This is a genomic window from Salipaludibacillus keqinensis, from assembly GCF_003226325.1.
Lineage (GTDB): Bacteria > Bacillota > Bacilli > Bacillales > Salisediminibacteriaceae > Salipaludibacillus > Salipaludibacillus keqinensis.
Genome location: NZ_PDOD01000006.1, coordinates 39,414 through 65,613, shown reverse-complemented (window position 1 = coordinate 65,613; position 26,200 = coordinate 39,414). Strand labels below are relative to the sequence as shown.

At 41.1% G+C, this 26,200-nt stretch carries 24 protein-coding genes and 1 riboswitch; of the genes, 13 read left to right on the top strand and 11 right to left on the bottom strand.

The window, feature by feature from the left end:
• Positions 1-113: 113 nt before the first annotated feature.
• Positions 114-201, bottom strand: a riboswitch (cyclic di-GMP riboswitch).
• 331 nt (positions 202-532) lie between these two features.
• Entirely contained in the window at positions 533-2,182 is a 1,650-nt protein-coding gene (locus CR194_RS18645) for a glutamine--tRNA ligase/YqeY domain fusion protein (protein ID WP_110611883.1), read from the top strand.
• 198 nt (positions 2,183-2,380) lie between these two features.
• On the opposite strand, the gene CR194_RS18640 is transcribed toward CR194_RS18645, so the two are convergent.
• From CR194_RS18640 to CR194_RS18620, 5 genes are all read right to left on the bottom strand, one after another.
• Positions 2,381-3,043, bottom strand: coding sequence for a type 1 glutamine amidotransferase domain-containing protein (locus CR194_RS18640; protein ID WP_110611881.1), 663 nt, complete (start codon positions 3,041-3,043; stop codon positions 2,381-2,383).
• Positions 3,044-3,115: 72 nt separating this feature from the next.
• The gene (locus CR194_RS18635; protein ID WP_110611879.1) at positions 3,116-3,811 is read right to left on the bottom strand and encodes an aspartate/glutamate racemase family protein; all 696 of its coding nucleotides are present in this window, start codon (positions 3,809-3,811) and stop codon (positions 3,116-3,118) included.
• A 72-nt stretch (positions 3,812-3,883) separates the two neighbouring features.
• On the bottom strand, positions 3,884-4,252 hold the full coding sequence (locus tag CR194_RS18630) for a PilZ domain-containing protein (protein WP_110611877.1): 369 nt from the start codon (positions 4,250-4,252) through the stop codon (positions 3,884-3,886).
• A gap of 65 nt (positions 4,253-4,317) precedes the next feature.
• Entirely contained in the window at positions 4,318-5,487 is a 1,170-nt protein-coding gene (locus tag CR194_RS18625) for a M20 family metallopeptidase (protein ID WP_110611875.1), read from the bottom strand.
• Positions 5,488-5,689: 202 nt separating this feature from the next.
• Entirely contained in the window at positions 5,690-7,219 is a 1,530-nt protein-coding gene (locus CR194_RS18620; protein WP_110611873.1) for an FAD-dependent oxidoreductase, read from the bottom strand.
• Between the two features lie 196 nt (positions 7,220-7,415).
• Between CR194_RS18620 and CR194_RS18615 the strand changes: the two genes are divergently transcribed.
• From CR194_RS18615 to CR194_RS18580, 9 genes are all read left to right on the top strand, one after another.
• Positions 7,416-8,183, top strand: a complete 768-nt coding sequence (locus CR194_RS18615; protein ID WP_110611872.1) for an SDR family NAD(P)-dependent oxidoreductase — start codon at positions 7,416-7,418, stop codon at positions 8,181-8,183.
• A gap of 132 nt (positions 8,184-8,315) precedes the next feature.
• Positions 8,316-9,773: a circularly permuted type 2 ATP-grasp protein gene (locus CR194_RS18610; RefSeq protein WP_110611870.1), complete on the top strand. Its 1,458-nt coding sequence runs from the start codon at positions 8,316-8,318 to the stop codon at positions 9,771-9,773.
• Positions 9,766-10,716, top strand: coding sequence for an alpha-E domain-containing protein (locus tag CR194_RS20630; RefSeq protein WP_233254427.1), 951 nt, complete (start codon positions 9,766-9,768; stop codon positions 10,714-10,716). Before CR194_RS18610 ends, CR194_RS20630 begins: the two co-directional genes overlap by 8 nt.
• Positions 10,717-10,752: 36 nt before the next feature.
• Positions 10,753-11,607 carry a transglutaminase family protein gene (locus tag CR194_RS20625; protein WP_233254426.1) on the top strand — a complete coding sequence of 285 codons (855 nt, stop codon included), beginning with the start codon at positions 10,753-10,755 and terminating at the stop codon, positions 11,605-11,607.
• Positions 11,608-11,829: 222 nt separating this feature from the next.
• The gene (coaA, locus tag CR194_RS18600) at positions 11,830-12,780 is read left to right on the top strand and encodes a type I pantothenate kinase (RefSeq protein WP_110611867.1); all 951 of its coding nucleotides are present in this window, start codon (positions 11,830-11,832) and stop codon (positions 12,778-12,780) included.
• Positions 12,781-12,900: 120 nt separating this feature from the next.
• Entirely contained in the window at positions 12,901-13,650 is a 750-nt protein-coding gene (pxpB, locus tag CR194_RS18595; protein ID WP_233254425.1) for a 5-oxoprolinase subunit PxpB, read from the top strand.
• Positions 13,647-14,417, top strand: a complete 771-nt coding sequence (locus CR194_RS18590) for a LamB/YcsF family protein (protein WP_110611863.1) — start codon at positions 13,647-13,649, stop codon at positions 14,415-14,417. The genes pxpB and CR194_RS18590 overlap by 4 nt, the downstream gene beginning before the upstream one ends.
• The gene (locus tag CR194_RS18585) at positions 14,414-15,376 is read left to right on the top strand and encodes a 5-oxoprolinase subunit C family protein (RefSeq protein ID WP_110611861.1); all 963 of its coding nucleotides are present in this window, start codon (positions 14,414-14,416) and stop codon (positions 15,374-15,376) included. Before CR194_RS18590 ends, CR194_RS18585 begins: the two co-directional genes overlap by 4 nt.
• A 16-nt stretch (positions 15,377-15,392) precedes the next feature.
• Positions 15,393-15,770 carry a RidA family protein gene (locus tag CR194_RS18580; RefSeq protein ID WP_110611859.1) on the top strand — a complete coding sequence of 126 codons (378 nt, stop codon included), beginning with the start codon at positions 15,393-15,395 and terminating at the stop codon, positions 15,768-15,770.
• A gap of 9 nt (positions 15,771-15,779) precedes the next feature.
• Here CR194_RS18580 and CR194_RS18575 read toward each other — a convergent pair whose 3' ends face one another.
• The 3 genes from CR194_RS18575 to CR194_RS18565 all read right to left on the bottom strand — a co-directional run bounded on the left by CR194_RS18575 (position 15,780) and on the right by CR194_RS18565 (position 19,439).
• Positions 15,780-16,493 (bottom strand): 5-formyltetrahydrofolate cyclo-ligase, encoded by a 714-nt coding sequence (locus CR194_RS18575; RefSeq protein WP_110611857.1) that lies wholly within the window; start codon positions 16,491-16,493, stop codon positions 15,780-15,782.
• Between the two features lie 68 nt (positions 16,494-16,561).
• Entirely contained in the window at positions 16,562-17,935 is a 1,374-nt protein-coding gene (locus tag CR194_RS18570; RefSeq protein WP_110611854.1) for a YjiH family protein, read from the bottom strand.
• Positions 17,936-18,206: 271 nt separating this feature from the next.
• Positions 18,207-19,439, bottom strand: coding sequence for an aminopeptidase (locus CR194_RS18565; RefSeq protein WP_110611853.1), 1,233 nt, complete (start codon positions 19,437-19,439; stop codon positions 18,207-18,209).
• Positions 19,440-19,783: 344 nt separating this feature from the next.
• Here CR194_RS18565 and CR194_RS18560 point away from each other — a divergent pair, with 344 nt between their 5' ends.
• Together CR194_RS18560 and CR194_RS18555 are read left to right on the top strand one after the other, a co-directional pair.
• Positions 19,784-21,631, top strand: a complete 1,848-nt coding sequence (locus CR194_RS18560; protein WP_110611851.1) for an LTA synthase family protein — start codon at positions 19,784-19,786, stop codon at positions 21,629-21,631.
• Between the two features lie 346 nt (positions 21,632-21,977).
• Positions 21,978-22,517, top strand: coding sequence for a hypothetical protein (locus CR194_RS18555; protein ID WP_110611849.1), 540 nt, complete (start codon positions 21,978-21,980; stop codon positions 22,515-22,517).
• 58 nt (positions 22,518-22,575) lie between these two features.
• Here CR194_RS18555 and bshB2 read toward each other — a convergent pair whose 3' ends face one another.
• The 3 genes from bshB2 to CR194_RS18540 form a co-directional block, all read right to left on the bottom strand.
• Positions 22,576-23,235, bottom strand: a complete 660-nt coding sequence (gene bshB2 / locus CR194_RS18550; RefSeq protein ID WP_110611847.1) for a bacillithiol biosynthesis deacetylase BshB2 — start codon at positions 23,233-23,235, stop codon at positions 22,576-22,578.
• 192 nt (positions 23,236-23,427) lie between these two features.
• The gene (locus tag CR194_RS18545; RefSeq protein WP_110611845.1) at positions 23,428-23,778 is read right to left on the bottom strand and encodes a YojF family protein; all 351 of its coding nucleotides are present in this window, start codon (positions 23,776-23,778) and stop codon (positions 23,428-23,430) included.
• Positions 23,779-23,964: 186 nt separating this feature from the next.
• A complete protein-coding gene (locus CR194_RS18540) occupies positions 23,965-24,912 on the bottom strand; it encodes an ATP-grasp domain-containing protein (RefSeq protein ID WP_110611843.1) in 948 nt (315 codons plus the stop codon).
• A 334-nt stretch (positions 24,913-25,246) separates the two neighbouring features.
• Between CR194_RS18540 and CR194_RS18535 the strand changes: the two genes are divergently transcribed.
• Positions 25,247-26,200, top strand: a complete 954-nt coding sequence (locus CR194_RS18535) for an aminoimidazole riboside kinase (RefSeq protein ID WP_199228206.1) — start codon at positions 25,247-25,249, stop codon at positions 26,198-26,200.

Below are 26,200 nucleotides of genomic sequence, written 5' to 3'. Positions count from 1 at the left end.
AAATAAAAGCATTTCCTGTAGCTAGGAAATGCTGAAAAAACATCAAAGCGGCTATGCTCTTTAAGCAGTAACTTGGTCGCAAACCTTGGGTGTTACTAAAGGTTTGCGGATGTTTTCGCAGCCCAGCCATCTTAGCTCCTTCTTCGCGTTAGATCTGAGGCTTTGCGTCCCCGCTTTTCAGCGAGTTTGCCTATAAAAGATATGAACTATGTTAAAAGTATCACGTAGGTAAAAAGTAATCAATACAATTTCGTGTATATTGTAATTTAACAAAAATAAAATATATAAGTCGGGTATTTTCATAATTTACAGTCTATTGTATTAGGTATTATGAACTATTATATATTTAGTTTTTCGGGACCTTTATTTTGTCTATGGCGGCTAAACGGTTATTTCGAACAGTCGGCCACACGTATATTTCTTCACCATGGTGAATGAAAGGGAAGAAAGTAGTCACCAGACGTGGATATCATGGCTTATTTATGATATAACGAATATTAGTAGAAATATGCTGGCAGAAAGGTGATTCTGTATGAGTGAAAATCCAAATAACACGTCTAATTTTATAAAGCACATCATTAATGAAGATTTATCTAAGGGGAGCCATAACGAAATTGTAACCCGTTTCCCACCGGAACCTAATGGCTATCTACACATCGGGCATGCAAAATCGATCGTTCTTAATTTCGAATTAGCTAAAGAATATAATGGAAAGATTAATCTCCGTTTTGACGACACGAACCCATTAAAAGAAGATCAAGAATTCGTTGATTCTATTAAAGAAGATATTGAGTGGCTTGGTTATGAATGGAGCGGTCTTCATTTTGCTTCGAATTATTTCGATGAAATGTATAATCAAGCAGTCATATTAATCAAGAAAGAACTAGCTTATGTGGAAGATCTTTCTCAAGAAGAAATTCGGGAGTACCGAGGCACGTTAACGGAGCCAGGCAAAGAAAGTCCAGCAAGAAGCCGCACCGTCGAAGAAAACCTCGCCCTGTTTGAAAAAATGAAAAATGGCGAATTTGCTAACGGTGAAAAAGTCTTGCGTGCAAAAATCGACATGGCCTCACCTAACATTAACTTACGTGATCCGGTCATCTACCGGATCTCACATACAACGCATCATAATACAGGAGACACGTGGTGTATTTATCCCATGTATTCCTTTGCTCACCCATTAGAAGACGCTATTGAAGGGGTTACTCACTCGATCTGTACTCTGGAGTTCCAAGATCAGCGTCCTCTTTACGACTGGGTCGTGGAGAACAGTGAAATTGATGCTACACCAAAGCAAATTGAATTTGCCCGATTAAATTTAACGAACACAGTGTTAAGTAAACGGAAATTGAAACAGTTGGTCGATGAAAATCATGTAGATGGTTGGGACGACCCTCGGATGCCAACCATTTCAGGATTGCGTCGCCGAGGATTTACACCGGAGTCAATTAAAACGTTTTGCCGTGAGATCGGGGTAGCGAAAGCGGATAATCTAGTTGATGTTCGGATGTTGGAGCATTTTATTCGTGAAGACTTAAAGCTAACCGCGCCACGGACGATGTCTGTACTTCATCCGATTAAAGTTGTCATTACCAACTATCCAGAAGGTGAAGTGGAGTGGCTTGATGCCGATGTAAACCCAGAGAACCCAGATATGGGAATGCGTAAAATCCCGTTTTCCCGTGAGATTTATATTGAACAAAGTGATTTCATGGAAGACCCGCCGAAAAAATATTTCCGGTTATTCCCTGGAAATGAGGTTCGTTTAAAGCACGCTTACTTCATTAAGTGTAATGATGTCATTAAAGATGATGAAGGCAACGTAGTGGAACTGCACTGCACATATGACCCTGAAACAAAGAGCGGCTCTGGCTTTACCGGTCGCAAAGTAAAAGGGACACTCCATTGGGTAGAAGCAACAAAAGCGCAGGAAGCTGAGTTCCGCCTCTATGATTCATTAATAGAGGATGACCGTGAAGGCAACGATTTCCTTGATTTCGTGAATCCGAACTCCCTTGAAATCACAAAAGGTTACGTAGAGCCTAATATGGCGGATGCAAAGCCACAAGATAAATTTCAATTTTTTCGTCATGGATATTTCAACGTAGATCCAAAGCAAACGACAGAGGATCTACTCGTATTTAACCGAATTGTAGAGTTGAAAAGCTCATTTAAACTTTAAGGATATTTGGAAAGAAGGTGTCCCTAAAGGTTGTTGAAATAAGCAACCTTGTTGGAGACGCCTTTTTTATGTTTTATTTTGAATTTAGCGCAGCATGACCCAATTGATCAGGACGAAAACAAGAGGAATCATGAGGAAAAGAGAATTACTAAATAAACACGCAAAAAAGACTGACCAAGGCCAGTCTTTTTTCTGCATTTATTCTTTTAATGCTTTGACTACTTTATCAGCTGTACTTTGGCTAGACATTGGGTTTTGTCCTGTAATGAGATGTCCATCACGAACGGAGAAGTCAGTCCAGTTGTCACCACGGACGAATTCAGCTCCCCGTTCCTTCAGTGTTGTTTCTAGCAAGAATGGAACGACACCATCAAGTTGCATTTCTCGCTCTTCATCGTCAGTAAATGCGCTGACTTTTTTCCCTTTGACAAGGGGTGTTCCGTCTTTGTAAGTCACATTGACTAATCCACTTGGACCGTGACAGACGGATGAAATCACTGCATTATGTTCAGCGTGCTCTTGTAGCAGACGCTTTAACATATCGTTCTCAGGAAAATCGAAGACTGTTCCATGTCCACCAGGCAAGAACACAGCGTCGAAACCACTAATATGCTCTTCGGAAAGTTTGGCTGTGTTACTTAACTTTGCTTGAGCTTCTTGCCACTCAAAAGGCGTTTCTTCTTCTAAACTGTTAGGATCCAATGGAACTTGTCCACCTTCTATACTGACGACTGTTACATCAAATCCATTTTTTATAAACGTAGCATAGGGGGCTGCATATTCTTCTAGCCACAAACCTGTTGCTTGATCATCGGCAATTGTTGAATGACTCGTTAAAACCATTAATATTTTTTTACTCATGTGAGATCCTCCTTGATAATAGAAACATCGTATATAAATGAGGTATTCCCAATTAACAGGACTGTTTAAACATCAAGCTTTAGAGAGAGAAAGTTGGACCGCGGCTTTTGCATGAATCAACGTCGTATCAAACAAGGGGAGGTCTACATCTTTTTGCTGAATAAGTAACGGAAGTTCTGTACAGCCGAGAATAACTCCTTCCGCTCCATTTCTTTTGAGCTTATCAATGATTTTTAACAATTTTTCTTTTGAGTCTTCTTTCCAGGCACCTTTACACAACTCATCAAAAATTATGTTGTGGACTGTGTGACGGTCTTGTTGTATTGGAGTCATGACAGAAATTCCATTTAACTCTAACCGCTCACGATAAAATTGTTGTTCCATTGTATATCCTGTTCCTAACAAAGCTACTTTCGTCAATTTTTTAGCTGAGATTTGTGCTGCTGTGACATCAACAATATGGATGAGGGGGATAGAGAGTTGTTCTTCTATATCATCCGCGATTCTATGCATGGTGTTAGAGCATATAACGAGACATTCCGCACCGGCCTTTTCCAGCTTCAAGGCAGCACTTATTAATTTATCCGCCGCTTCCTCCCATTTATCCTTTTGTTGGAGAAGAACGATCTCTTGAAAATCAAAAGAATGAATGACACATCTTGCGGAATGAAGTTTCCCCTTGTTTTCTTGAACCATCTCGTTCAAATAACGATAATAGGTAGCTGTCGATTCCCAACTTAAGCCGCCGATCAGTCCAATAGTTTTCAAAATGGCCCATCTCCTTCTTGAATAAATCTATCCTATAAGAAAAAAATTAGCACTCGTGTTCTGATGGAACTTCTATTTCTTTTTCTTAGGGGCTTTCGGATACTCTTTCAATGCCCGAATGATATCGTTTCCATAATCTTCTGAAGTGTATTCGATGCCATATATATAATTCGCTCCCTTTATTTCCTTCCAAACGATCGTTCCCGTAGGTTGGATAGAGAAGGTTCCAATTTCAATTTCAAAGGTAATTTCAACATCTTCCACTTCATGGAGCTTCAAAGAGGTTTCAAGTCGTAAACCTCCTGGACTGATGTTATGGATAACACCTTTTCCACGAGACGACTGATAGCTTTCTCCCCGAAGTCGGCTAATATAGAAGCTAACATCCAATGGCCGGGCAAACTCGTAGCGTAAGGGTTCTTCCCGTTTATAACGTTTCATTTTTGAACAGCTCCTTGAATAGCTAGTCTTTAGTTACCTCTATTATATATAGATGAAGCATGGAGTTACATCTTTTTGTTAGAGAATTCAGAGGCTATTTGCATTCGTAAATGGTCGTCAGTGAGAATGGTATACCCAGTCATGGCGAGGGCTTTTGCACCGACCAACATGCCATCATAACCTTCTTTATTTAGGGCCGCTTCTCTAAATTCGTGTGTATGGGCGCTGATGGGCTGAGAACTTATTTTCACATATGGATGAATGGAAGGGCACCGTTGGCTTACATTTCCCATATCCAAGGACCCTGTACCGCCTCGGTGCTCAAATATTTCATCTTCATCTATTCCTAGTTCTTGTAGCTGTTTCGTGAACGTCTCAGATAACATACGGTTCGTGATCATATCGTCATAAGAGTATTCGTAGTTTGATACTTCAAGACGAGCTCCTGTAGCAAGGGCCGCTCCTTTGGCACATTGAATAACTTTTTCTGTGACAGGATCGCATGTTGAACGCTTCTTTGCTCTTACATAAAATTGGGCCACGGCATAATCAGGGACAATATTAGCAGCTTGCCCGCCTTCCGGGATAATTCCGTGAAGCCGAACATCAGAAGTGACGTGCTGTCTTAATGCATTCACACTGTTAAATGTTTGGATTACGGCATCTAGTGCATTCACTCCTTTGTCTGGTGCAGCGGCGGCGTGGGCGCTCTTGCCGTAGAAGGCAAACTGAATCGCATCCATAGCTAGAGAACTACCGCTTTTCACGTATGAAGAGGACGGATGAGCCATTAACGCCGCATCCAAATGATCGAAATAACCTGCGTCAGCCATCGTGACTTTCGCCCCCTTTGTTTCCTCAGCCGGAGTGCCATATACATAGATTTTCCCGCCCGTTTCATGGATAACAGAGGCCAGTCCTATAGCAGCAGCGATACCTTGAGTACCAATCAAATTATGACCACAAGCATGACCAAGATCGGGAAGGGCATCATATTCACACATGAAGCCAATGTTGGCACCGGGCTTTCCTGAATCGTATACGGCTTCAAATGCGGTAGGCTGATGAACTATTCCTGTTTTCACAGTAAAACCATGTTCCATTAAGGTTTCGGTAAGAATACGGCAAGCTTTTTCTTCCTCGTTCCCTAATTCCGGGTTGTGACCGATGTATTGACTAATTTCATAGAAAGAATCGCTTAAAGCATTCATATGGGCAATGATTTGTTGTTTCAATGTTATTTCCTCCTTAGTTAGATTCATAGATTCATAGATTCTATAAAGGCCCTCTTTCCGCAGAAAGTTATAAAGCCTGTTATGGAAAAGGCGAAGCCACTTGAAAATCAAATATTATCAACTTCATAATTCATAATTCATCGTCGACGTAATCAATATAAGAACTTTTTCAGTGGCTTGTTCCATAAGCAGGCAGCCTATATTATTTTGGGAATTGTTTTAATGGTTCATCTGCAGGTCCTTCAATGACGGTTCCGTCATAACTGAACCTTGACCCATGACATGGGCAGTCCCACGTGCGGTCTCCATTGTTCCACTCTACCTCACAGCCTAAATGGGTACAAGTAGAATCAACGATATGAAGCTCTCCTTGTTCATCTCGGTAAGCGCCAGCCCGGCTTCCATCTTTAGATACAATAGCTCCTTCCCCAATTTTTACATTTTTCAACAATTTTTCGGCAGGTTTCAGTTTATCAACGAAAAAATGTTTTGCTACATCCATATTTTGCTGTAAGAAATTCTTTAAACTTGGATCAATTAAGAACCGGTTAGGATCAAATAACGCCATTTCATCTGTTTCCTTTTCCAGCACATAGTCTTTCAACATAAATGCTGCTGCCGTTCCACTCGTCATTCCCCACTTGCGATAACCGGTAGCCAAAAAGGTATTGAAATTATTGTCCGTTAAAATCCCCACATAAGGAAGGTGATCTAGAGTATACAAATCTTGGGCTGACCAACGATAAGGAAACGAGGTAGACCCAAACGTCTCATTGGCAAATGACTGTAAAGCTTCATAATGATGCATGGTAGGCTCACCTTGTCCTGTTTTATGGCTTTCTCCACCAATAAGAAGGTGAGGAGTTCCATTTATTGTAGCAGAACGGACAGAGCGTTTAGGCGAATCTACACTCAAGTACATTCCATCCATTCTTTCTCCTTCAACGGCGAGTACGTAGGATCGTTCAGCATATAGACGCGAAAAGAAATAATTGTCGCCATCGTAAAAAGGAAAGTGAGAGCAGGATAAGGCAAAGCGTGTCGTCACGCTAAATCCATCTCTTGTTTGAATAATAGGCGTTTCTCCTTCACTCATGTTCACAACAGGTGTTTGTTCATACACCGTTCCACCCATTTTTTTGAATTCGTTTAACAAAAAAGTGAGGTAATGAAGGGGGTGGAATTGAGCTTGATTTTTCATTGCGAGCGCAGAGTCGATTTGTACATCATAAGGCAATTTGCTCATAGTCGAGTGCGGAATATTCAACTTTTCATAGGCACGAATTTCTTTTTTGAGTTGTTTAGCTGATTTTTTTGAGACAGCATAAAGGACAGCATCGTGCTTTTCTAAATCACAATCGAGGACATTCTCTTGAATGGTTCTTTCAATGAATTCCCGTGCCCGTTCGTTCACGTCAAAATAGAGGCGGGCGCTTTCTTCACCGATATGGTGAATTAGCTCGTCGTAAATAAGCCCATGCTGAGCCGTTATTTTTGCTGTTGTATGCCCTGTGGTTCCTTGCAGTACTCGGTTGGCCTCTAATAAGACAACGTTCACACCTTCTTTAGCTAAGAGGTAAGCCGCAGTTATTCCTGTAATTCCTGCGCCTACGATGGCTACATCTGTTTTAATGTTCTCAGACAACGGTTTAGGTTCGTCAAAAGTAGTAGAGTCAATCCAGTAAGACGATGGTTCTTTCGGCAAAGAACCGTGGGTATCATGTCTATTCATAGTATCCCTGCTTTCTTCATATAGGTGGTCAGTTTGCTTTTAGGGTATGTGATCAGCAATTTATTATACTCAGTGGCAATCTTGTTTAGATATATTTTGCTGAAAAAAGAGGATTTAAGGGGCTTCACAGTAAATTACTAATAGATAGGGTTGGTGCTGCCGCTTTAGTACCAGATACTTTAAGGAGGTTGCAAAGATGGATATTAAGGGATCTACGTTTGTGGTTGCCGGGGGCGCGTCCGGCCTAGGTGAAGCGACGGTAAGAATGCTTGTCCATTACGGTGCACTTGTCTTGATTCTCGATCAGAATGAATTAAAAGGAAGGTCTGTCCAAGAAGACATTGGATCCAGGGTGCAATTTGAAAAAGCAGACATTACCTCTGAATACCAAGTAAGGAAAAGTTTAGCACGGGGCATGGAGCGTTATGGAGATATTCACGGTTTGATTAATACAGCAGGCATCGCCCACTCGGAAAAAGTACTGAAAAAGAAAGGCGTTCATAGTCTCAATGTTTTTTCAGAAATGATTCAAGTGAATCTGATCGGAAGCTTTAATCTGACAAGACTTGCGGCTGAGATTATGCAAGACAATGAAGCTAATGAAGAAGGGGAAAAAGGCGTCATTATTCATACTGCTTCCATTGCAGCCTTTGAAGGGCAGGCGGGTGAAGCAGCCTACAGTGCAGCTTCAGGTGGGATCGTTTCCATGACCTTGCCTCTTGCCAGAGAACTGTCGACGTATGGGATAAGGGTAATGACAATTGCTCCAGGATTATTTTATACACCCATGTACGAGGCTTTTCCGAAACAAATGCGTGATCATTTAGAGAACCACGTCGTTTTCCCGGATAGGCCAGGGGCAGCGGATGAGTACGCACTTCTTGTAAAGTCAATTATTTCAAATTCCATGCTGAACGGCGAATGCATTCGCCTTGATGGGGCGTTGCGACTGCCACCTGAATAAGGTTCGTGAGCACTCATCAACGCACTGTTCATGCTTCGTATGACTAAATTGTTTAGCTTTACGAACATATAGGGAATAGTACAGGATAAATAGTAAAAAAATTCAGAAAAAAGATGTAAAAAGGGGGCTTTTATGCTATCGAATTATCGCACGGCCCATTTTTTTGATGAAATGATGGAGGCCGAGAAACGACCAAGACCACATTATGAAAAGTTTCATCGTCTGTTACAGACTTTTTCACTAGAAGACCTTCTTGAAAAACATGAAACGGCTCAGTTAAGTTTCCTAAGACAAGGGATTACCTTTACGGTTTACCATGATGAGGGTGGAACGGAGAGAACGATGCCGTTTGATTTTGTACCGATTATCATTCCTCATGAAGAATGGAATACTATTGAAGAAGGTTTAACGCAGCGGGTGAAAGCATTGAATCTATTTTTAGAAGATGTATATAACGAAGCGAACATCCTTCACGATGGCGTTATCCCTAGGGAATTCGTTGAAAATAATCCATATTTCTATGCAGAGCAAGCGACAGGCCTCGATATTCCGCACAACAACCATATTTTTTTAGCGGGAATTGATTTGATTCGTGACCAAAATGGTGTGTACCGGGTGCTTGAAGATAACTTAAGAAACCCTTCAGGTATGTCTTACGTTTTTCAAAACCGATTTGTGATGAGAAAAGTATTTCCTGAATTTTTCTTTAAGCATTCCATTCGCACGTTAGAACATCAATTTTCGTATCTCCACAGTGCGCTGTTAAGTCATGTGCCAATAAATTCAGTAGCTAAAACGTACCCTGTCGCCGTGCTGTTAACTGCCGGAATTTATAATTCCGCCTATTATGATCATGTGTTTCTGGCTCAGCAGATGGGAATAGAGCTAGTGGAAGGTCATGACTTAATGGTCAAGGACGATGTAGTCTATATGAAAACAGTTCGTGGTCTGCAAAGAGTTGATATCATCTACAGACGGATTGATGATGATTATCTCGATCCTGCAGAATTTTTAGAAGAATCGGCCCTGGGGGTTAAAGGGTTAATGGAAGCTTATCGAAAAGGAAATGTGGCTATCTTAAATGGGGTAGGAAACGGTGTGGCTGACGATAAAGCCATCTACGCATTTGTGCCGGAGATGATTCGCTATTACTTAGGTGAAGAGCCGTTAATCCCTAACGTGGACACGTATTTCCTCCGCGATCCAGAAGTAAGAGAAGACTGCTTGTCCCGATTGAATGAGCTAGTTGTTAAAAATGTAGGCGCATCAGGAGGCTACGATATGTTAATAGGGCCCCAAGCGTCAGAAGAAGAAATCGAAAGCTTTCGTGAAAAGATCAATGAAACGCCAGAACAATACATTGCTCAGCCGACAATCCAGTTGTCAAGAGCTCCTGCCTTTCAAGAAGGTCGATTCTACCCGTGCCATGTGGATTTACGTGTGTATGTAATGAGTGGCGAATCAACATACGTTCTTCCAGGAGGCTTGTCCCGAGTAGCGCTAAAGGAAGGGTCACTTGTGGTAAACTCTTCCCAAGGCGGTGGCGGAAAAGATACATGGGTACTTCGAGAGGAGGCAGCCGATGCTTAGTCGTGTAGCAGAAAGTGTGTATTGGATGGCGAGAAATATTGAACGAGCGGAAAATAATGCCCGCGTACTGGAATCTCGGCTCATTCATGCGTTAGAAGTCTCAGATACGGGAGCTGTCGCTGACGGGGACTGGGAGGCTGTCGTCGAAATATGCTCGTCTTTCGAGGATTACCGCGACATCTATGATGATATCCTGCCAGAAACGGTTGCTCACTATATTTCATTTGATAGAACCAATATCAACTCCATTGTCAATTGCATAGAATATGCAAGGAATAATGCTCGTTCGGCCAGGGAGATTATTCCTCAAGAGTTGTGGGAAATTTTAAATGATGCCTATTTAACGATCCAAAATCAGAATCAATCCTATTGGTCGATGAAAAAGATATATGCTTTTCTTCAATCCATTAAAACCCTTTCTTTTACCCTCCAAGGAGTCATCGAATCAACAATGTTGCGAGAAGGAGCCTATAGCTTTATCAAAATTGGGAAATGGCTGGAGAGAGGAGAGAAAACGGCTAGAATTCTAAATGTCGTTTGTGAGAAGACGCAGGAGCAAGAAGAAGAAATCCAAACGGAGCACTATTATTATTGGCTCAGTGCTCTACAGTTCGTCAACGGATATGACGCCTATTTAAAGAAGTATCCGCCAATCATGGATGCCGAGAAAGTGCTTCATTTTCTTATTTCGTACCACCAGTTTCCACGGTCGATCGAATACTGTATCGACCATGTGAGAGAGGCGGTAAAAGAGTTGGAAGGCGGCAAAGTTTCACACTACTCAGAAGAACTTTTCGATGCGTTGGATTATGTTAGTAATGAGTTTACAAAAATTAAATTTCAACAAATGACCTCAGAAGAAATCGGACCGTTTTTGGACCGTTTCCAAAATAATTGTAACCACATCGGTTATGTTTTCTCAAAAACGTATTATTTACTCTGATTAAGGAAAAGTTGAAGTCAGATGAGGTGAAGTGGCATGAAATATCAGATTGAACATACTAATATTTTAAATTATGAGGCCCCCGTAGATCAGAGTCTTAATCACATTAGATTAAAGCCTCGGACAGATGAGTGCCAACGGTTATTATCTTATCGTCCGGACATTACTCCAGTAACTTTGACAAAAGAACACGTCGACTTATGGGGGAACCATGTTGAGACCTTTTTCATTGCAGAGCAACACCAGAAACTGATCGTGACGACGAGTTCTGTGGTGAGTATTCAAAAGAGTCCCTTTATCCGAATGGTTCAATTTTCTCCAGAAATGGAAACGATTTTTCAGTCGGAATTATTTCATCAGCATTATTTGGCAGCATTAAGTGAAACAGATTACACGTTTTTATATACTCACCAGGTTGATGAGGTGAACAAACAAATTCCAGCAACAAAAAATCCAGTGGAATGTGCCTTGAAAATAATGGAATATATGCATGATTCGTTTACTTACGATTCTGAAGCGACGGGGGTAAACACGAAGGCTCATGAGGCATTTGACTTAAAGAGAGGTGTCTGTCAAGATTTAACGCACATTATGCTTGGAATTCTGCGAGCTAAAGGGCTTCCAGCAAGGTATGTAAGTGGCTATTTATATGTTGGGGAAGATTCTGCTTTAATTGGCGATTCTGCTACTCATGCATGGATTGAAGTGATGATCCCTGGCATTGGCTGGATCGGGCTTGATCCAACGAACAATGTAGAGGCTCTCGAGAACCATATACGTATTGGTGTCGGTCGTGACTATCAAGATACCAGTCCTTTACAAGGGGTGTATCGAGGTGGCAAGCACACCCTTGACGTCAAAGTGAGCGTGCAATTGTTAGAGCAGCATTAGAAACCAACGAAAGATCCTCTTGGGAATATGAAGAGGATTTTTTTTGATTTGGAAAGAGGGTGACGTATAGATAAAAGTGTTATAATCTAGTAAGCGATTTCACATAAGGGAATCACGGAAAAGACAAGCGGGATTAATCGTGGTAAAATAAGCAAATACGATATTTATCTATGATATTTTACAATATGAAGTCATATAGATTGAACGAGGTGCGTTATGTCAATGGGAACAGTAGAGAACCTAACTCCATTTATGACCTTTTCCCGAGAAGATTGGGCGAAACTACGCCAATCCTATCCGATGGAAGTGACGATGGACGAAATAGAACGGTTAAAAGGTGTGAACGATGTTTTAAATATGCAAGAAGTGGCTGATATTTATTTGCCCTTAACACGGTTAATCAACCTTCATGCCATCGCTTCTCAGGAACTTTACCGCAACCGGTCTATCTTTTTGCAAAAACAAGAAAAAAAAGTCCCCTATATTATCGGGATCGCTGGAAGTGTGGCGGTTGGGAAGAGCACGATTGCCCGTGTGCTTCACACACTTCTGTCAAGATGGGACACTCATCCGAAAGTAGATCTCATCACGACTGACGGATTCCTTTATCCAAATGCTGAGCTAGAAAGACGAGGTATCATGAACAAAAAAGGCTTCCCAGAAAGTTATAATGTTCATAGCTTGCTTCAGTTTCTGTCTGAATTAAAGTCTGGAAAATCAAACGTAGAGGCTCCTGTTTATTCTCACTTAACGTACGATATTCTTCCGGGAGAAAAACAAGTGGTCAGTCAACCAGATATTGTTATTATTGAAGGAATTAACGTCCTCCAACCGCCTAAGCGACCAGGAGATAGATATAGTGATCAAGTATACGTTTCAGATTACTTTGACTTTTCCATTTATGTTGATGCAGCTGAAGAGAATATTTTTCATTGGTATGTGGAGCGTTTCAAGACGTTACGTGAAACAGCGTTTAGAAATCCTGCATCGTACTTCAAGAAATATGCAGATTTAAATGACGTAGAGGCTTACGATACAGCTCGTGGTATATGGGAACGGATTAACAAGAGGAATTTGCATGAAAATATCTTGCCAACTCGTCACCGTGCCGATCTGATTTTACGTAAAGGGGATCATCATTTAGTGAATGAAATCAAGATGAGGAAAGTATAACAACTAGCACCTGCCATCTTGGCCGGTGCTTTTATTTCGTATGAACAATAGTTCTCTGTACATTAGAGCGCCATTTGATATAATTGAACAAACTTTCGTCGAATGAGAGGAGGCTTTCGATTGGAACCAATCTATTCACCTTTAGGTGATCGTGCTGTGCGCATTACCTTTGGAAATAAGCTGTCTGAAGAAACAAACGATATTGTTACACAGATGTACGACAAAATAGAATCCGCAAAACTACCCTACATTTCTGAAATGGTGCCAGGTTATGTGACTTTAACAATTTACTATGCTCAAGAAAAGGCACGCGATTACCACTCGGTCATCCAACAGTTGGAGTCGATCGTGAATGATTCTCGAACTACTGAAATGGAGCGATCTAAGACAAGAAAGTTGACGATCCCAGTTCTTTACGGAGGAGAAAAAGGACCTGATCTTGGAGTGGTGGCCCAACACTCTGACATGAGTGAAGAAGAAGTGATTCAAAGGCATGAGTCCTCTATTTACCGCGTATATATGATGGGGTTCGCACCTGGTTTTCCTTATTTGGGAGGGCTGGACGAATCCATTGCAACACCTAGAAGACAAACGCCTCGAAATTTTGTGGCTGCTGGGTCTGTAGGCATTGCAGGACCTCAAACGGGTGTTTATTCGATCGACTCACCAGGAGGGTGGCAAATTATCGGTCACACACCGGTAAAATTATTTAATCCTTTGCAAAAGAAACCGATTTTATTACGGGCAGGTGATGAAATCTCCTTTCAATCTGTATCTGAACAAGAGTACAAAAAAATAATTAAAGAGTGTGAAAAAGGAAATTATACGCATGATATCGAATGGAAAGAACATAGAGGAGGGAGCTTATGAAAGAAATCACAATAGATCTGAACAGTGACATTGGAGAGAGCTTCGGCCTTTATACGATAGGTCAAGATGAGTTGGTGCTAGATTATATCACATCAGCTAATATTGCGTGCGGATATCACGCAGGAGACCATAATGTTATGAATCACACCGTCAAAATGGCGATAGAGAAAGGGGTTGCCATAGGCGCCCATCCAGGACTGCCTGACCTTATTGGTTTCGGAAGGAGAAAGATGGAAGTCACTCGAGAAGATGTCTATAATATGGTGATTTATCAGGTGAGCAGCTTGCAGGGTTTCGTCCATATTCACGGTGGTAAGCTTAACCATGTGAAGCCTCATGGTGCTCTTTTTAACATGGCAGCTAAGGATCCTGTAACGGCTCAGGCCATTGCTTCGGCTGTAGCTGATGTTGATCCTTCTCTTGTTCTCTACGGTTTAGCGGGAAGTGAACTGATCCGAGCAGGGAGAGAAAGTGGACTGACTGTAGCTGAAGAAATATTCGCTGACAGGACCTATCAGCCTGATGGGACACTGACGCCACGAACGGATCAAGACGCCGTGATTCATGATGCTGACAAAGCGAAAAGACGAGTACTTAGAATGGTTACTGAAGGGATCGTTAAAGCTGTCGATGGGACAGAAATCCCGATAAATGCCGATACGTTGTGTGTTCATGGGGATGAACAGCAAGCCCTTCTTTTTGTGCAAGAATTAAAGCAGATGCTCCTTGAAAATGGTGTCTCGGTGAAAGCTGTGGATCGTTTATGATAAGTATGCTTAGAATAGAAGAGCCAGGTTTACATACAACCATTCAAGATAAAGGGCGTTACGGCTATCAGCAGTTCGGAATCGTCCCCTCTGGACCGATGGACCCTTATGCTTACAGGATGGCTAATTTACTTGTAGGAAATGATGACGGAGAAGCTGCTATTGAATCAACCATGATTGGACCTAGCTTGCTTTTTCTCGAAAACAGTGTGATTGCTGTAACAGGGGCAAATTTATCTCCTACTCTGGACGGTAAGAAAATTCCTATGTGGGGAAGTGTTTATGTTCATAAAGGACAGGAACTGCGTTTTGGTAAACCAAAGCATGGTGCCAGGGCTTATATTGCTTTAGCTGGAGGAATTCAATCGGAAACCACTCTGGAAAGCCGTTCCACGTATACGAAAGCAAAACTAGGTGGTCTTAAAGGGGAAGCTTTAGGCGGTGGCGATGAACTGCCTGGAATGGACATTCCTGACACCGAATTGCAAAATAGAAAAGGTAAGTTCCTTTCAGAAGATTTACGTCCTTTTTATCAATCACATCATATGGTGCGGGTCATTCCTGATGTGCAAGAAGGATATTTCACGAAGGAATCATTACAAACTTTCTACACCCATTCGTATAAAATTTCTCCTCAGTCAGACCGAATGGGGTATCGCCTGCAGGGGCAAGAAATTGAACATAAGCAGTCGGCAGAGATACTATCTGACGCTGTTGCTTTTGGATCGATTCAAGTTCCGAGCGATGGGAACCCGATTGTGTTGTTGGCGGACAGGCAAACAACGGGGGGATACCCGAAGATTGGCACTATCATTTCTCATGATTTATGGAAAGTAGCTCAACTATTGCCAGGACAAACGCTGTCATTTCAGCGAAGCAGTGTGGACGAAGGGCATCGTTGGCTCAAATATGAGAATAACTTATATAAAAAGCTTCACATGGCTGTACATCAAAAATAATGAGAGGATGATGAATATGAGTAAACAACCTTTACAAACAAACGAGGCACCATCAGCAATTGGTCCTTATTCACAAGCCATTCAAACAGGAAATTTCGTATATACATCAGGACAAATTGGGTTGGATCCGGAGACTGGAGAAATGGTTGACGGTCTTGAAAACCAAGCTCATCAAGTGATGAAAAACGTCAAAGCCGTTTTGGCCGCAGCAGGATGTGAGATGAATGATGTAGTTAAATCGATGATCTTTATGCAAAACATGGATGATTTTGTGAAAGTCAACGATATCTATGCTTCATACTTTCAAGAACCCTATCCAGCAAGGAGTGCAGTTGAAGTTTCCCGCATGCCTAAGGGAGCGCTCGTGGAAGTGGAAGTGATTGCAGTAAGGTAGCGCTAGGCGCTACCTTGTCAGTTCCCATATTTCATCTAATACAGGCATCGCCTTCCGTTCTTCCTTGGTGACGAGATCCCATTGGATTCCGGAAGGTTTTTTGTGTTCCGCTCCTGTCTCTATGACCCCTTCCTCAGTAACGATATAGTCCAAGGTTAAGTCGTAATTATCAGTATGAAAGTCGTCATTTACAACTTGAATCGAATGAGTCGTACCTATGACTGGCATGGGAGGATTGCCTAATTCACGTAAAATAGCGTATTCCCGGTCAGCATAACCTTCGCCTTTCCCAATACGTCTTCCATCAGGATGAACCGCAACGGATCCGGCAAATAGCAAGTCCACGGTTGGTAAGTCTTTAAGTGGTGTGACTTTTCCATAGTGAAGAATGTGCTTAAGACTAGCAGCCTTTTTTTCTTCACCTAGAGGCACGTTCTCAGGGTTCACTTGAATGAAACCATCTTTTAATCGGGGAGTGGGGACAAGTAATATTTTTCCGTCTTTAATGACCTGGGCTCGAATCGGAAGCTGGGGCGAATCGGGGTTGACTTTAATAACGGAAGCCCGCTTATAGACGTCCATGTTGAACACGTGTGCTGCTGCTTTTTCAGCGCCTTTGAAATTTGGTATCCGTCCCTTTAACGGAAAAGGGAATCTTCCCACTTTTTCCTTCATCATGTTCTCCCAAGTTTGTTCTCTTAAAGAATGCTTGTCTATTTGCATGATGATCACCTCCTCAATATATATTATCACAAAGAGAAGGCAGTACCTGCATAGGTACCGCCTTAGAATTAAAAGATCAAATGAGCAACTAAAACAATGATCGGTAATGTAATCAACGTACGTTCAATAAAGATGATGAATAAATCTTTGAAATTGATCGGAATTTTAGACCCTAACAACACTCCACCCACTTCAGACAGGTAAATCAACTGACTGACAGACAAACAGGCAATAATAAATCTAGTCATTTCACTTTCAATGCCTCCCGCTAAGATCGCAGGAAGGAACATGTCAGCAAAACCGACAATAATGGTCTCGGAAGCGGCTGCCGCTTCTGGAACTTGCATTAATTCTAATAAAGGAACGAAAGGCATACCTAGCCACGTGAAGACAGGCGTATTTTCTGCAATAATCAATGCTGTGGTACCAAAAGCCATGACAACAGGAGCGACCCCTAACCACATATCAAGCACATTCTTTCCACCGTCTTTAAAGAATGCTGTTCCACTGGTGTTTTGATCAGCTCGTAGTTTCGCTTTATCAAAGCCAAACTGAACGATACCAAATCTCTTCTTTGAATAAGAAGCAGGTAGTGATTCATCTAGCTGGTTTTCTTGCCCATTCGCATATTCCTGAGGTTTGCGAGACAGCGGTGGTATGCGAGGCATGATCAACGCAGCTACAATCCCAGCAAGCATGACCGTTGCATAAAAGGGAACAAACATATGATCAAGCCCCACTTCAGAAATAACTACTAGTGAAAATGTAATCGACACAACGGAGAAGGTGGTTCCGATTACAGCAGCTTCTCTTTTTGAATAGAAACCTTCTTCATACTGTTTGTTCGTTAAAACTACCCCAATCGTTCCGTCACCTAACCAAGAAGTTAATGAATCGATGGAGGAGCGACCTGGCAAAGTGAACAAAGGACGCATGACCTTTGCTAACAAACTCCCGAAAAACTCAAGTAAACCGAAGTTCAACAGTAGAGGAAGGAATAATCCGGCCAGTAAGAAAATTGTAAACAGTAATGGTAGTAAACTAGTTAGTAGAAGACCACCGGTATCTTCAGAATATACGGCTTCAGGGCCTAATTGAAATAACGTCATGACGGCAAAGATCAGCGCAATCAGTCTTACCATGAACCAGAACGGGGTTACATCAAATAAATTTCTGAAAAAAGGGTTGTTATCTATGAACGGTGGGCGGAATCCTTTATGAATAAGAGAACCGAAAAAACTCAAGGCAATAATCACCGTCATGATGGCAGGCAAAGCGTCGATCAGAAGTCCTTCTAAGGCTCCTGAGAGAAGGGCTACAGGGATAGTAACTCCCTCATCGATAGGGATTGGGGTCATAAATAAGCCAATTCCAATCAAAGAAGGGATGAGGAATTTCCATGTAGCTGTAGCTGATGGTTGTTTTATATGTTTATCTGACATGATTTTCACCTCTATATAAATTTATAATTATACAACGAGATTAATCTTAATTTATTCGAGTGAATAAATCAACAGCCATTTAGAATATTTATTCTGTTAAATTTTTGATAAAGCTATGTTTTAGGGGTGAGGACACATAAACATACACATACGATTGCATAACTGGTATTGAAAAAGATATGAAAAAACCGGTGCAGGAAATTTCATTCTTAGCACCGGAATTATTTCAGATAATAGGATAAAAGTGGTTTCAGAAGCTAAGAAAGATTATTTATACAGCCCACTCTCCATTTTTGAACACAGGTTCTTTCGTTCCGTCGGCTAATTCACCTTCAATATTCATCTCGGCGGATCCAATCATGAAATCAACATGAGTGATACTTGTGTTTAAACCGACACTTTTCAACTCTTCGCTGGTCATTTGTGCACCGTCTTTCACACAAGTCGAATAGGCACTACCAAGAGCAATGTGGTTAGAGGCGTTCTCATCATACAACGTGTTATAGAAAAGAATGCCTGACTGAGAGATTGGGGAACTGTGGGGAACAAGGGCAACTTCTCCAAGGCGTCGTGCACCTTCGTCAGTATCGAGTAAGCGCTTCAACGTATCTTCGCCTTCTTTAGCTGTAAAATCTACCACTTCTCCATCTTTAAATGTCAAAGTGAATTGATCAATTACATTCCCGCCATAATTTAATGGCTTAGTATTAGAAACTGTTCCATTAACACCGTCTGCCTTAGGAGCGGTAAAAACTTCTTCTGTCGGCATATTGGCAACGAAATGGACGCCATCTTGACTAGGGCCTCCGCCGCCTAACCATACGTGATTGTTAGGGAGTTCAATCGTTAAATCGGTACCAGGCGCTGTATAATGAAGCTTTTTGTAATTTTTTTCATTTAAGAATTTTGCTTTGTTTTGTAAGTTTTGATCGTGCTGTGTCCACTCAGCTACAGGGTCGGCAGTATTAACTCTTACTGCTTCAAACATAGCTTCCCAAAGCTTGGACTCTTGCTCTTCTTCCGATGCTTCAGGGAACACTTTCGCTGCCCATGCTTTTGACGGGGCAGAAATGACCAACCAGCTGATTTTATCAGATTGTATGTAACTGCGAAAGGTATCCATTGCTTGACCTTGGGCTTTATTGGCCGTGGCGATTTTTTCGCCGTCTACGCCTTTTAATAAATCAGGGTCAGTGGACTTAATAGTCATGAATGCTGCTCCGTTTTCAGCCATTTCTTCAAACCCTTTTGCTTTCCACTTAGGGAACTTTTTAAAGGATTCTAAAGGGGCTAAATCATATCGTAGTCGAGTCATTTCATCATCGTTCCATTCAACGTGAACATTTTCGGCTCCTGTTTCATACGCTTTTTTTGCAATTCTGCGAGTTAAGTCGGCAGAGCTGAGAGGGGCGTTAATCACTAATGTTTGCCCTTTCTGAATGTTTACGCCAATTTTCACGGCGAGTTCTGCATATTTATCAAGTTTCTGTTCAAATCCTTGCATGGTCATCTCCCTTTCTAATCAGTAATCCTCCTTATTTTAACAGCTTTCATTTAAGATTGAAACTTCGAGACCCGAAGCAGACTAACAGTACAGAACTTTTTTAGCATATGGATAATAAGGTTAGCCACGAAAAACCTATCCAAGTTTCATTTAACGGGTGCTAAAAACAAGATTAAAGGTGTAAAAAAAAGGGTATAGAAAATTACTTAGTTTATATTTAAGGAAGAGCTTGTAAATAAAAATGATGAATACTATGCTTTTTAAGTAAATATTGTTTATGTAGCTGTAAACACGAGCCGTTAAATAGATAGGAACCAGTAATTAAAAGAAAGGATTGTCCTGAGATGATGAAGTTTTTATATCAACACCGTTTTATGTTGTTTTGTCTTGGGGTCCTTTGGTTAAAAACGTATATTGTTTCAACTCTTACGTTTCAGTTGACCATGAATCAAGTACTTGAAGCGATTGTATTTGCAGTAAACCCTCTCGCTTTTCTACTCGTTATATTCAGTCTCGGTTTGCTGTTAAAGGCAAAATACCAAAGACCTTATTATTTCATAGTCAGTTTAATACTGACGGTGGTGCTTTATTCAAATGCCGTTTATTATCGGGAGTTTTCCGATATTATCACGCTTCCAATGTTGGTCATGAGCGGGAATGCGGGAGATTTAAGTACGAGTGTTTTCGAGTTAATCACATGGTATGATGTATTCTTCTTTGTAGATCTTTTCATCATTGGTTATATCATGGTGAAAAAGCCAGAATTCTTCACAGTAAATAAAGCGCCTTTTAGGAACAGTAAGTCCAAATACGCGATCATTGCTGTTGTAGCAGCGACGATTGTTTTCGCCGGACAAATTGATACGACCGATCATAGAACCCACTCCTTCAATAGGGATCATGCGATTAAAAGTCTTGGTGTTTACAACTTTTATATTTACGATGCTTTCATTCATATGACAACGAACTCGCAAACCGTTTTTGCTGACAGAGAAGACTGGGAGACAATCCAGGCACATATTGATAAGTATGCTGCTGAACCTAATCCGCAATTTACCGGTGCGGCTGAGGATATGAATGTGGTCATGGTTTCCCTCGAATCGGTTGAAAGCTTTGTAATTAACGAGACTGTAAACGGAGAAGAGATCACACCGTTCTTAAATGAACTCATAGAAGACAGCTTTTATTTCGAAAATATTTATGATCAAGCAGGCCAAGGAAAAACGTCAGACGCAGAATTTATGATGAGTAACTCCCTTTATCCACTTGGTCGAGGCGCTGTGTTCCATACTCACGACGAAAATATATATACGCCATTACCTCGTGCATTGAAAGAAACGGGTTATCACACAACGAGTTTTCACGCAAACGTAGATACGTTCTACAATCGAAACGTCATGTACCCTCATTTAGGCTTCAAAGATCATTATGAATTGGATGATTACGAAATTACTGATGAGAACTCTGTAGGATGGGGATTGAAAGATATTGATTTTGTAAAGCAGTCGATGGAATATATACGAGAGATACCTGAGCCTTTTTATGCGACAATGCTGACGCTTACGAATCATTTTCCGTATGAATTAGATCCTGAAGACCATTATATCAAGCCTTATGATTCAGAGAGTGATATCGTTAATCGGTATTTTCCAACAGTCCGTTATACAGATGAAGCGATGCGGATCCTGTTTGACGAGATGAAAGAAGCAGGTCTTTATGAAAATACAATGTTCGTTCTATACGGGGATCATTACGGTATTGCCGAAAGTCATTATGAAGACTTATCCGATTATTTAGGATACGAAGTGACTGATGATGAATCGGTGAAATTAGACCGAGTCCCTGTCATTATTCATATTCCAGGAATGGAAGAAGAAGCTAAGATATTCGATACGGTCGGCGGTCACATCGATGTCATGCCTACGTTAATTAATTTATTAGGTCTTCCTGAAGAGAACCATGTGATGTTTGGCAGGGATCTCCTGTCGGAAGAAAGGGATGACTTTGCAGTTCAAAGAGATGGATCCCTCATTACCGATGAAGTGATTTATACTAAAGAAACGTGCTTTAACGCTTCCAATGGGGATATTCTCTCGGTTGAAAATTGTATCGAAGCTTTTGAAAGAGGAGAAAATGAACTATTTTACTCTGATAAGGTGATCTATGGAGATCTCTTAAGATTTCCTAACTAAACCGATAGAATGTAATATAAAGACTGATCTTTGATAAGGAAGTGCTATTGAATTAACACATTCGATAGCATTTTCTTTTTAGGAAATCGTTAGTGTTATAGCATGTTTGGTTAATTTTTTTCATAAATTATGGTATATTATTCATTAAACTCCATTCACATGGCTGAGCTGATCACTCATTACTTCTAAGGAATAAATTAAATTATGAGGTTATCTGTATTAGGAGGTGAGCTCCGGTCTCATCAAAGCAGCCTTAGTAGCCTCTAGGAAATTAAAAAACTTTGCTGAAGTAAACAACTGTGTTTAATTCAGCCTGATTTACTACTATTTAAGGAGGTGTTCGGTCATGGTAAGACACTCAAGTCCGTTTTCAGGTAGATACTCCCGCTACGTATTGTCAATTCTTATATTTGCCGTTTTGACTCCAATTATCATGTGGGAAAGTAACATCATGTATAGTGTGATAAGTATAGTGATTGCTGCACTTTTAACGGTTGGTTACGATGTTTTAACGAGACAAATAGCGATACGAAAAGCTGAAAAAATGGTAAACGAACAAAGTAGCTTGATTGTGCATGCCGTGAAGCGCTCCTCTGAACGAAAGGGCTATCTAGTATTAACCGACCGATTTGTTGTGTTTGTTCCATTGTGGAAGAAGATAAAAACGGTTCTCGACACTGAGCAAGTAGTTCGACATGAGTTTGACGGTCAATTAATAGAGATAACGGTTCGTTTCCCCAATAAACATCGTACCTTCCGCTTCTTCGTTTCATCACCTGAAAAAGTGAAACTTATGTTAGATGCGAAGAGCGGGGAGTCACTTCCTTACAAGTACGATAAGATGGAGAAGAATAAAACGGATAAAAAACACCGTACTGCTGATTGATCAGCAGTACGGTGTTTTAAGTGTGTGCCAATAATCTCAGCTGGCGAAGTTCTTATTATTAGATAGGATAGGTCCAGAATCGTTCCGTGGACATTCGTTCTTTCATTGTTTCATCTTCTTCTAGAAAGCGTTTTTTCATCGTCTCAATGACCCCTGCTGTTTGTGATTTGTGAGCTTCAATCACTTTCATCTTTTGATCGGAATATTCAGAGACATCATAAACAATATCGGGTTCACCTAATACCTGCTCACAACCTTCAGAAAAGGCCAAGGCATGTACTGTTGGACGCTCACCTTCTGGAAGGCGGCGGACTGCTTGAATTACTGCTGCACCGGTAGCATCATGGTCTGGGTGGACGGCGTATCCAGGATAAAATGTAATAATTAAAGATGGGTTTACTTCCTCGATCATATCGAAAATACGGCTTTGCAACGCATCCTCATCTGCAAATTCAACCGTTTTATCTCGCATGCCGAAGCGTCTTAAATCTTCAATTCCGAGAAGACGACAAGCTTCGTTTAATTCGTTTTTTCGAATTTCAGGTAGTGTTTCTCGGTTGGCGATAAGAGGGCGACCCATATTTCGGCCCATCTCTCCTAAAGTCAAGCAAGCATAAGTGACGGGCGTACCTGCTTGCGTATGAGAAAGAATTGTTCCTGCTACACCAAAGGCTTCATCGTCAGGATGGGGGAAAATCACCAGTACATGCTCTTCCATTCAATCACTTCCTTTATTATAAAATTTAAATTAGCTTTTACTTCTTAATCATTTGGCAATAGCCTCACTGAAATTAAAATGAAAGAATCCAATCTTCTTCCACGTTATAAAAGGGCGTGGTTCAGCGAAGTCATATGGAACCTGACACGATGAACATTGTCGAATAGAATTAGTCGTTTAATGATTTTAGCTTTATTTAGGGAACGGTTTCTTGCTTAATTCCAAGGCGATGGCTAATTTGCCTTCTGCATCGTGACCTGCAAAAAGGAGCCTATCTTCCTCGTCTTTCTCCCAATCAGTTAACCCTTCAGCGTAAAGCCATCCTTGTTCCGTTTCTAATCCCATTCGATATGGACCTTTCCCAGTAATCTTCCCGTGTAGAAATGTGAGTTGAACATTTCTAATGAATGTCCCGGCAGAAAAGAATGATTGATCTTTATGAGAGGCGTAGGCACCATTTGTCGTTTCCAAATGAATATAAAGAGATTCGCCGGCCAGTTCGGTTAAATTTTCCTGAACAAATTGTCGATCAATAGGTTTCATGAGCTTGGGCCTCCTTTTAAATCATGTGTTAATCCTGAAAATAAATGTTAGTCGCTTGTTCCTTTATCTTGTTACGCAGACAGCTACAGAACTGTGCTGGTAACGAAGTAGTGGAACGGGATCTTACTATGATTATCCTAGAAAGATACTGATAAGGATCTTCGAACTTTAAGGTTATTCGGTAAATTATACTTGAATCGTCTCTAATTGTCCTTTAAGAAACTTTGCTACTTCTTTCATCCCGTGAATACCGGCTTTTTCTTCCGCTTGTGGGTTATAGTTTGTATTGGTATTAACATCATATGTGTATGTTCGGCCTTGGCTATCAGTAATTTGTTCAATGCCAGCAAAGGTAATTCCGTTTGCTGCTAAGAATTTTTCGTATTTTTCAATAAGAGGGCTTGAAAAGTCATCAATAATTTCAAACTTAGGCCGCGTGTTATTCACAGGTGAAGATCTATCAGTTGGACAGAATTGGTCACCGATTTCACACGCTTCGGCAGGGCATAACTCAAATCCGTCTGACGTATCCACACGCACGGCGTACAAAAATTTCCCGCCTATAAATTCACATCGAGTAATCGAGTTGTCAGGAGAAGAAATGTACTGTTGAAGAAGCATAATTCCATCTACTGAAGGTTCTAATTGTTCATTAAAGACAGTATTTTTTAAGGCGTCCGCATGGTCGAATCGCTGCACACCGAGTCCTTTACCCGCCCGATTATGTTTCGTAATAAACGGTGTCTGAAAATTTTCGGCAGCTTGAATTAACGGGTTCTCACCCACTACAGCAGTGGTAGTTGGAACAGGAATGTCAAACTGTTTCAATGCTTCATATTGAGCTACTTTACTTACTTCTAACTGAAGTGCTCTAAGATTATTAAACACTTTTCTGTCATACGATTCCAACCAGTTAATGACTGCATCAGTTAGTTCAGGTGCGTATCGGTGTCCTCTTGAATGAGAAGAGGCACTCATCCGATTGTAGAAGATGCCTTCTGGTGGCTTTTCATCTAGTGGCACAGTGCCTTCATGCAGATGCCAGTCTTCATGGGGAACATTTAACTCTTTGAGGGCTGCAAGCAAAGGCTTTGTCCACTCATCATTTTCATGGAGAATATATATTTTAGGCATGTTATTTATCCTTTCATCCTCTTTAAGAAGAGTTATTCAGTTAAGCCCTATTGTAACAGGAAATCAACAAGACTAAAATCTTATTGGTTTACTAGCAGTTAGGTGTCAATAAAAGAGCCAATATATTCTCGAATTAACTGGCGGTCCTTAAATGCATTGTAAGGCGAGCTTTCCATGAAGAAACGCGCTATAATCCAAATAATAATAAAACTGCAGAATCTGATCAGATACAGAATTCAGCTTATGACATTGTCCTATCTTCAGTGGATAAGTATAATAGAGTCAACATGACTATGTAAAAGATTCAGCAACATACATATTAGGAGGAATAGTGATGCAAAAAGGAATTATTTGCTTAGGGGAAGCGCTGATTGATTTTATCCCTTTAGATGATAACAATGAAACATTCCAGAAGAGCCCAGGAGGTGCGCCAGCGAATGTTGCGGTAGGGTTAGCACGACTTGGGGCAAAATCGACTTTTTTAGGGAAAGTGGGAGATGACGTTTTAGGTCGCTTTATGGAGGACACGTTAAACGAGTATGGGGTAGACACATCGACCATGTACTTTACAAAAGATACTCGTACCGGCGTTGTATTCGTTACACTAGGCGACGGCGGTGAGCGCAGCTTTGAATTCTATATTGATCCAAGCGCAGACCGTTTTTTAACAGAAGAAGAGGTATCTGATGACCTTTTTCAATCTCATAACCTTCTTCATTTCGGGTCCATTAGTCTCATCAGTGAGCCGGCTAAGTCCGCCACGAAAAAAGCGGTAAGGTTAGCTCGGGAAAATGGATTGATCGTCTCTTACGACCCTAACCTTCGTCTCGGACTTTGGACATCTGAAGAACAGGCGAGAACCGAAATCCGAAGTATGTTAGGAGAAGCGGACGTACTGAAAATTTCTGAAGAAGAGCTTGAGTTTATCACAGGGGAGAAAGACATAGAAAAAGGTGTGGAACTCCTTAAGGATTTCCAAATTCCACTCATTCTCATTACTCTTGGATCAGAAGGAAGTTACATCTTTATCAATGGGCAATCTCCAGTGAAAGTAGACGCAATGAAAGTTGATGCTGTAGATACGACAGGAGCAGGCGATGCTTTTGTTTCTGGGATGCTCTACCAGCTTCATTTATATAACCACTCTATTCAAGATCTTTCGTCTGAAAAGGTAGCGGAGATGGCTCGTTTCGCATCGGTATCGGGTGGACTAGCCGCTTCTACAAAAGGCGCTATGACCGCTTTGCCAACGCTAGATAAAGTGAAGACAACGTTGAATCAGTCATAA

What these genes read in the sequence shown, in the direction of transcription:
- CR194_RS18585 (WP_110611861.1), top strand. Translation starts at nt 14,414, where the DNA reads ATGATAAGTATGCTTAGAATAGAAGAGCCAGGTTTACATACAACCATT.
- CR194_RS18575 (WP_110611857.1), bottom strand. Translation starts at nt 16,493, where the DNA reads ATGCAAATAGACAAGCATTCTTTAAGAGAACAAACTTGGGAGAACATG.
- CR194_RS18590 (WP_110611863.1), top strand. Translation starts at nt 13,647, where the DNA reads ATGAAAGAAATCACAATAGATCTGAACAGTGACATTGGAGAGAGCTTC.
- CR194_RS18610 (WP_110611870.1), top strand. Translation starts at nt 8,316, where the DNA reads ATGCTATCGAATTATCGCACGGCCCATTTTTTTGATGAAATGATGGAG.
- CR194_RS18615 (WP_110611872.1), top strand. Translation starts at nt 7,416, where the DNA reads ATGGATATTAAGGGATCTACGTTTGTGGTTGCCGGGGGCGCGTCCGGC.
- coaA (WP_110611867.1), top strand. Translation starts at nt 11,830, where the DNA reads ATGGGAACAGTAGAGAACCTAACTCCATTTATGACCTTTTCCCGAGAA.
- CR194_RS18570 (WP_110611854.1), bottom strand. Translation starts at nt 17,935, where the DNA reads ATGTCAGATAAACATATAAAACAACCATCAGCTACAGCTACATGGAAA.
- CR194_RS18580 (WP_110611859.1), top strand. Translation starts at nt 15,393, where the DNA reads ATGAGTAAACAACCTTTACAAACAAACGAGGCACCATCAGCAATTGGT.
- CR194_RS18565 (WP_110611853.1), bottom strand. Translation starts at nt 19,439, where the DNA reads ATGCAAGGATTTGAACAGAAACTTGATAAATATGCAGAACTCGCCGTG.
- CR194_RS18640 (WP_110611881.1), bottom strand. Translation starts at nt 3,043, where the DNA reads ATGAGTAAAAAAATATTAATGGTTTTAACGAGTCATTCAACAATTGCC.
- CR194_RS18645 (WP_110611883.1), top strand. Translation starts at nt 533, where the DNA reads ATGAGTGAAAATCCAAATAACACGTCTAATTTTATAAAGCACATCATT.
- CR194_RS20630 (WP_233254427.1), top strand. Translation starts at nt 9,766, where the DNA reads ATGCTTAGTCGTGTAGCAGAAAGTGTGTATTGGATGGCGAGAAATATT.
- bshB2 (WP_110611847.1), bottom strand. Translation starts at nt 23,235, where the DNA reads ATGGAAGAGCATGTACTGGTGATTTTCCCCCATCCTGACGATGAAGCC.
- CR194_RS18560 (WP_110611851.1), top strand. Translation starts at nt 19,784, where the DNA reads ATGATGAAGTTTTTATATCAACACCGTTTTATGTTGTTTTGTCTTGGG.
- CR194_RS18555 (WP_110611849.1), top strand. Translation starts at nt 21,978, where the DNA reads ATGGTAAGACACTCAAGTCCGTTTTCAGGTAGATACTCCCGCTACGTA.
- CR194_RS18545 (WP_110611845.1), bottom strand. Translation starts at nt 23,778, where the DNA reads ATGAAACCTATTGATCGACAATTTGTTCAGGAAAATTTAACCGAACTG.
- CR194_RS18620 (WP_110611873.1), bottom strand. Translation starts at nt 7,219, where the DNA reads ATGAATAGACATGATACCCACGGTTCTTTGCCGAAAGAACCATCGTCT.
- CR194_RS18535 (WP_199228206.1), top strand. Translation starts at nt 25,247, where the DNA reads ATGCAAAAAGGAATTATTTGCTTAGGGGAAGCGCTGATTGATTTTATC.
- CR194_RS20625 (WP_233254426.1), top strand. Translation starts at nt 10,753, where the DNA reads ATGAAATATCAGATTGAACATACTAATATTTTAAATTATGAGGCCCCC.
- CR194_RS18540 (WP_110611843.1), bottom strand. Translation starts at nt 24,912, where the DNA reads ATGCCTAAAATATATATTCTCCATGAAAATGATGAGTGGACAAAGCCT.
- CR194_RS18630 (WP_110611877.1), bottom strand. Translation starts at nt 4,252, where the DNA reads ATGAAACGTTATAAACGGGAAGAACCCTTACGCTACGAGTTTGCCCGG.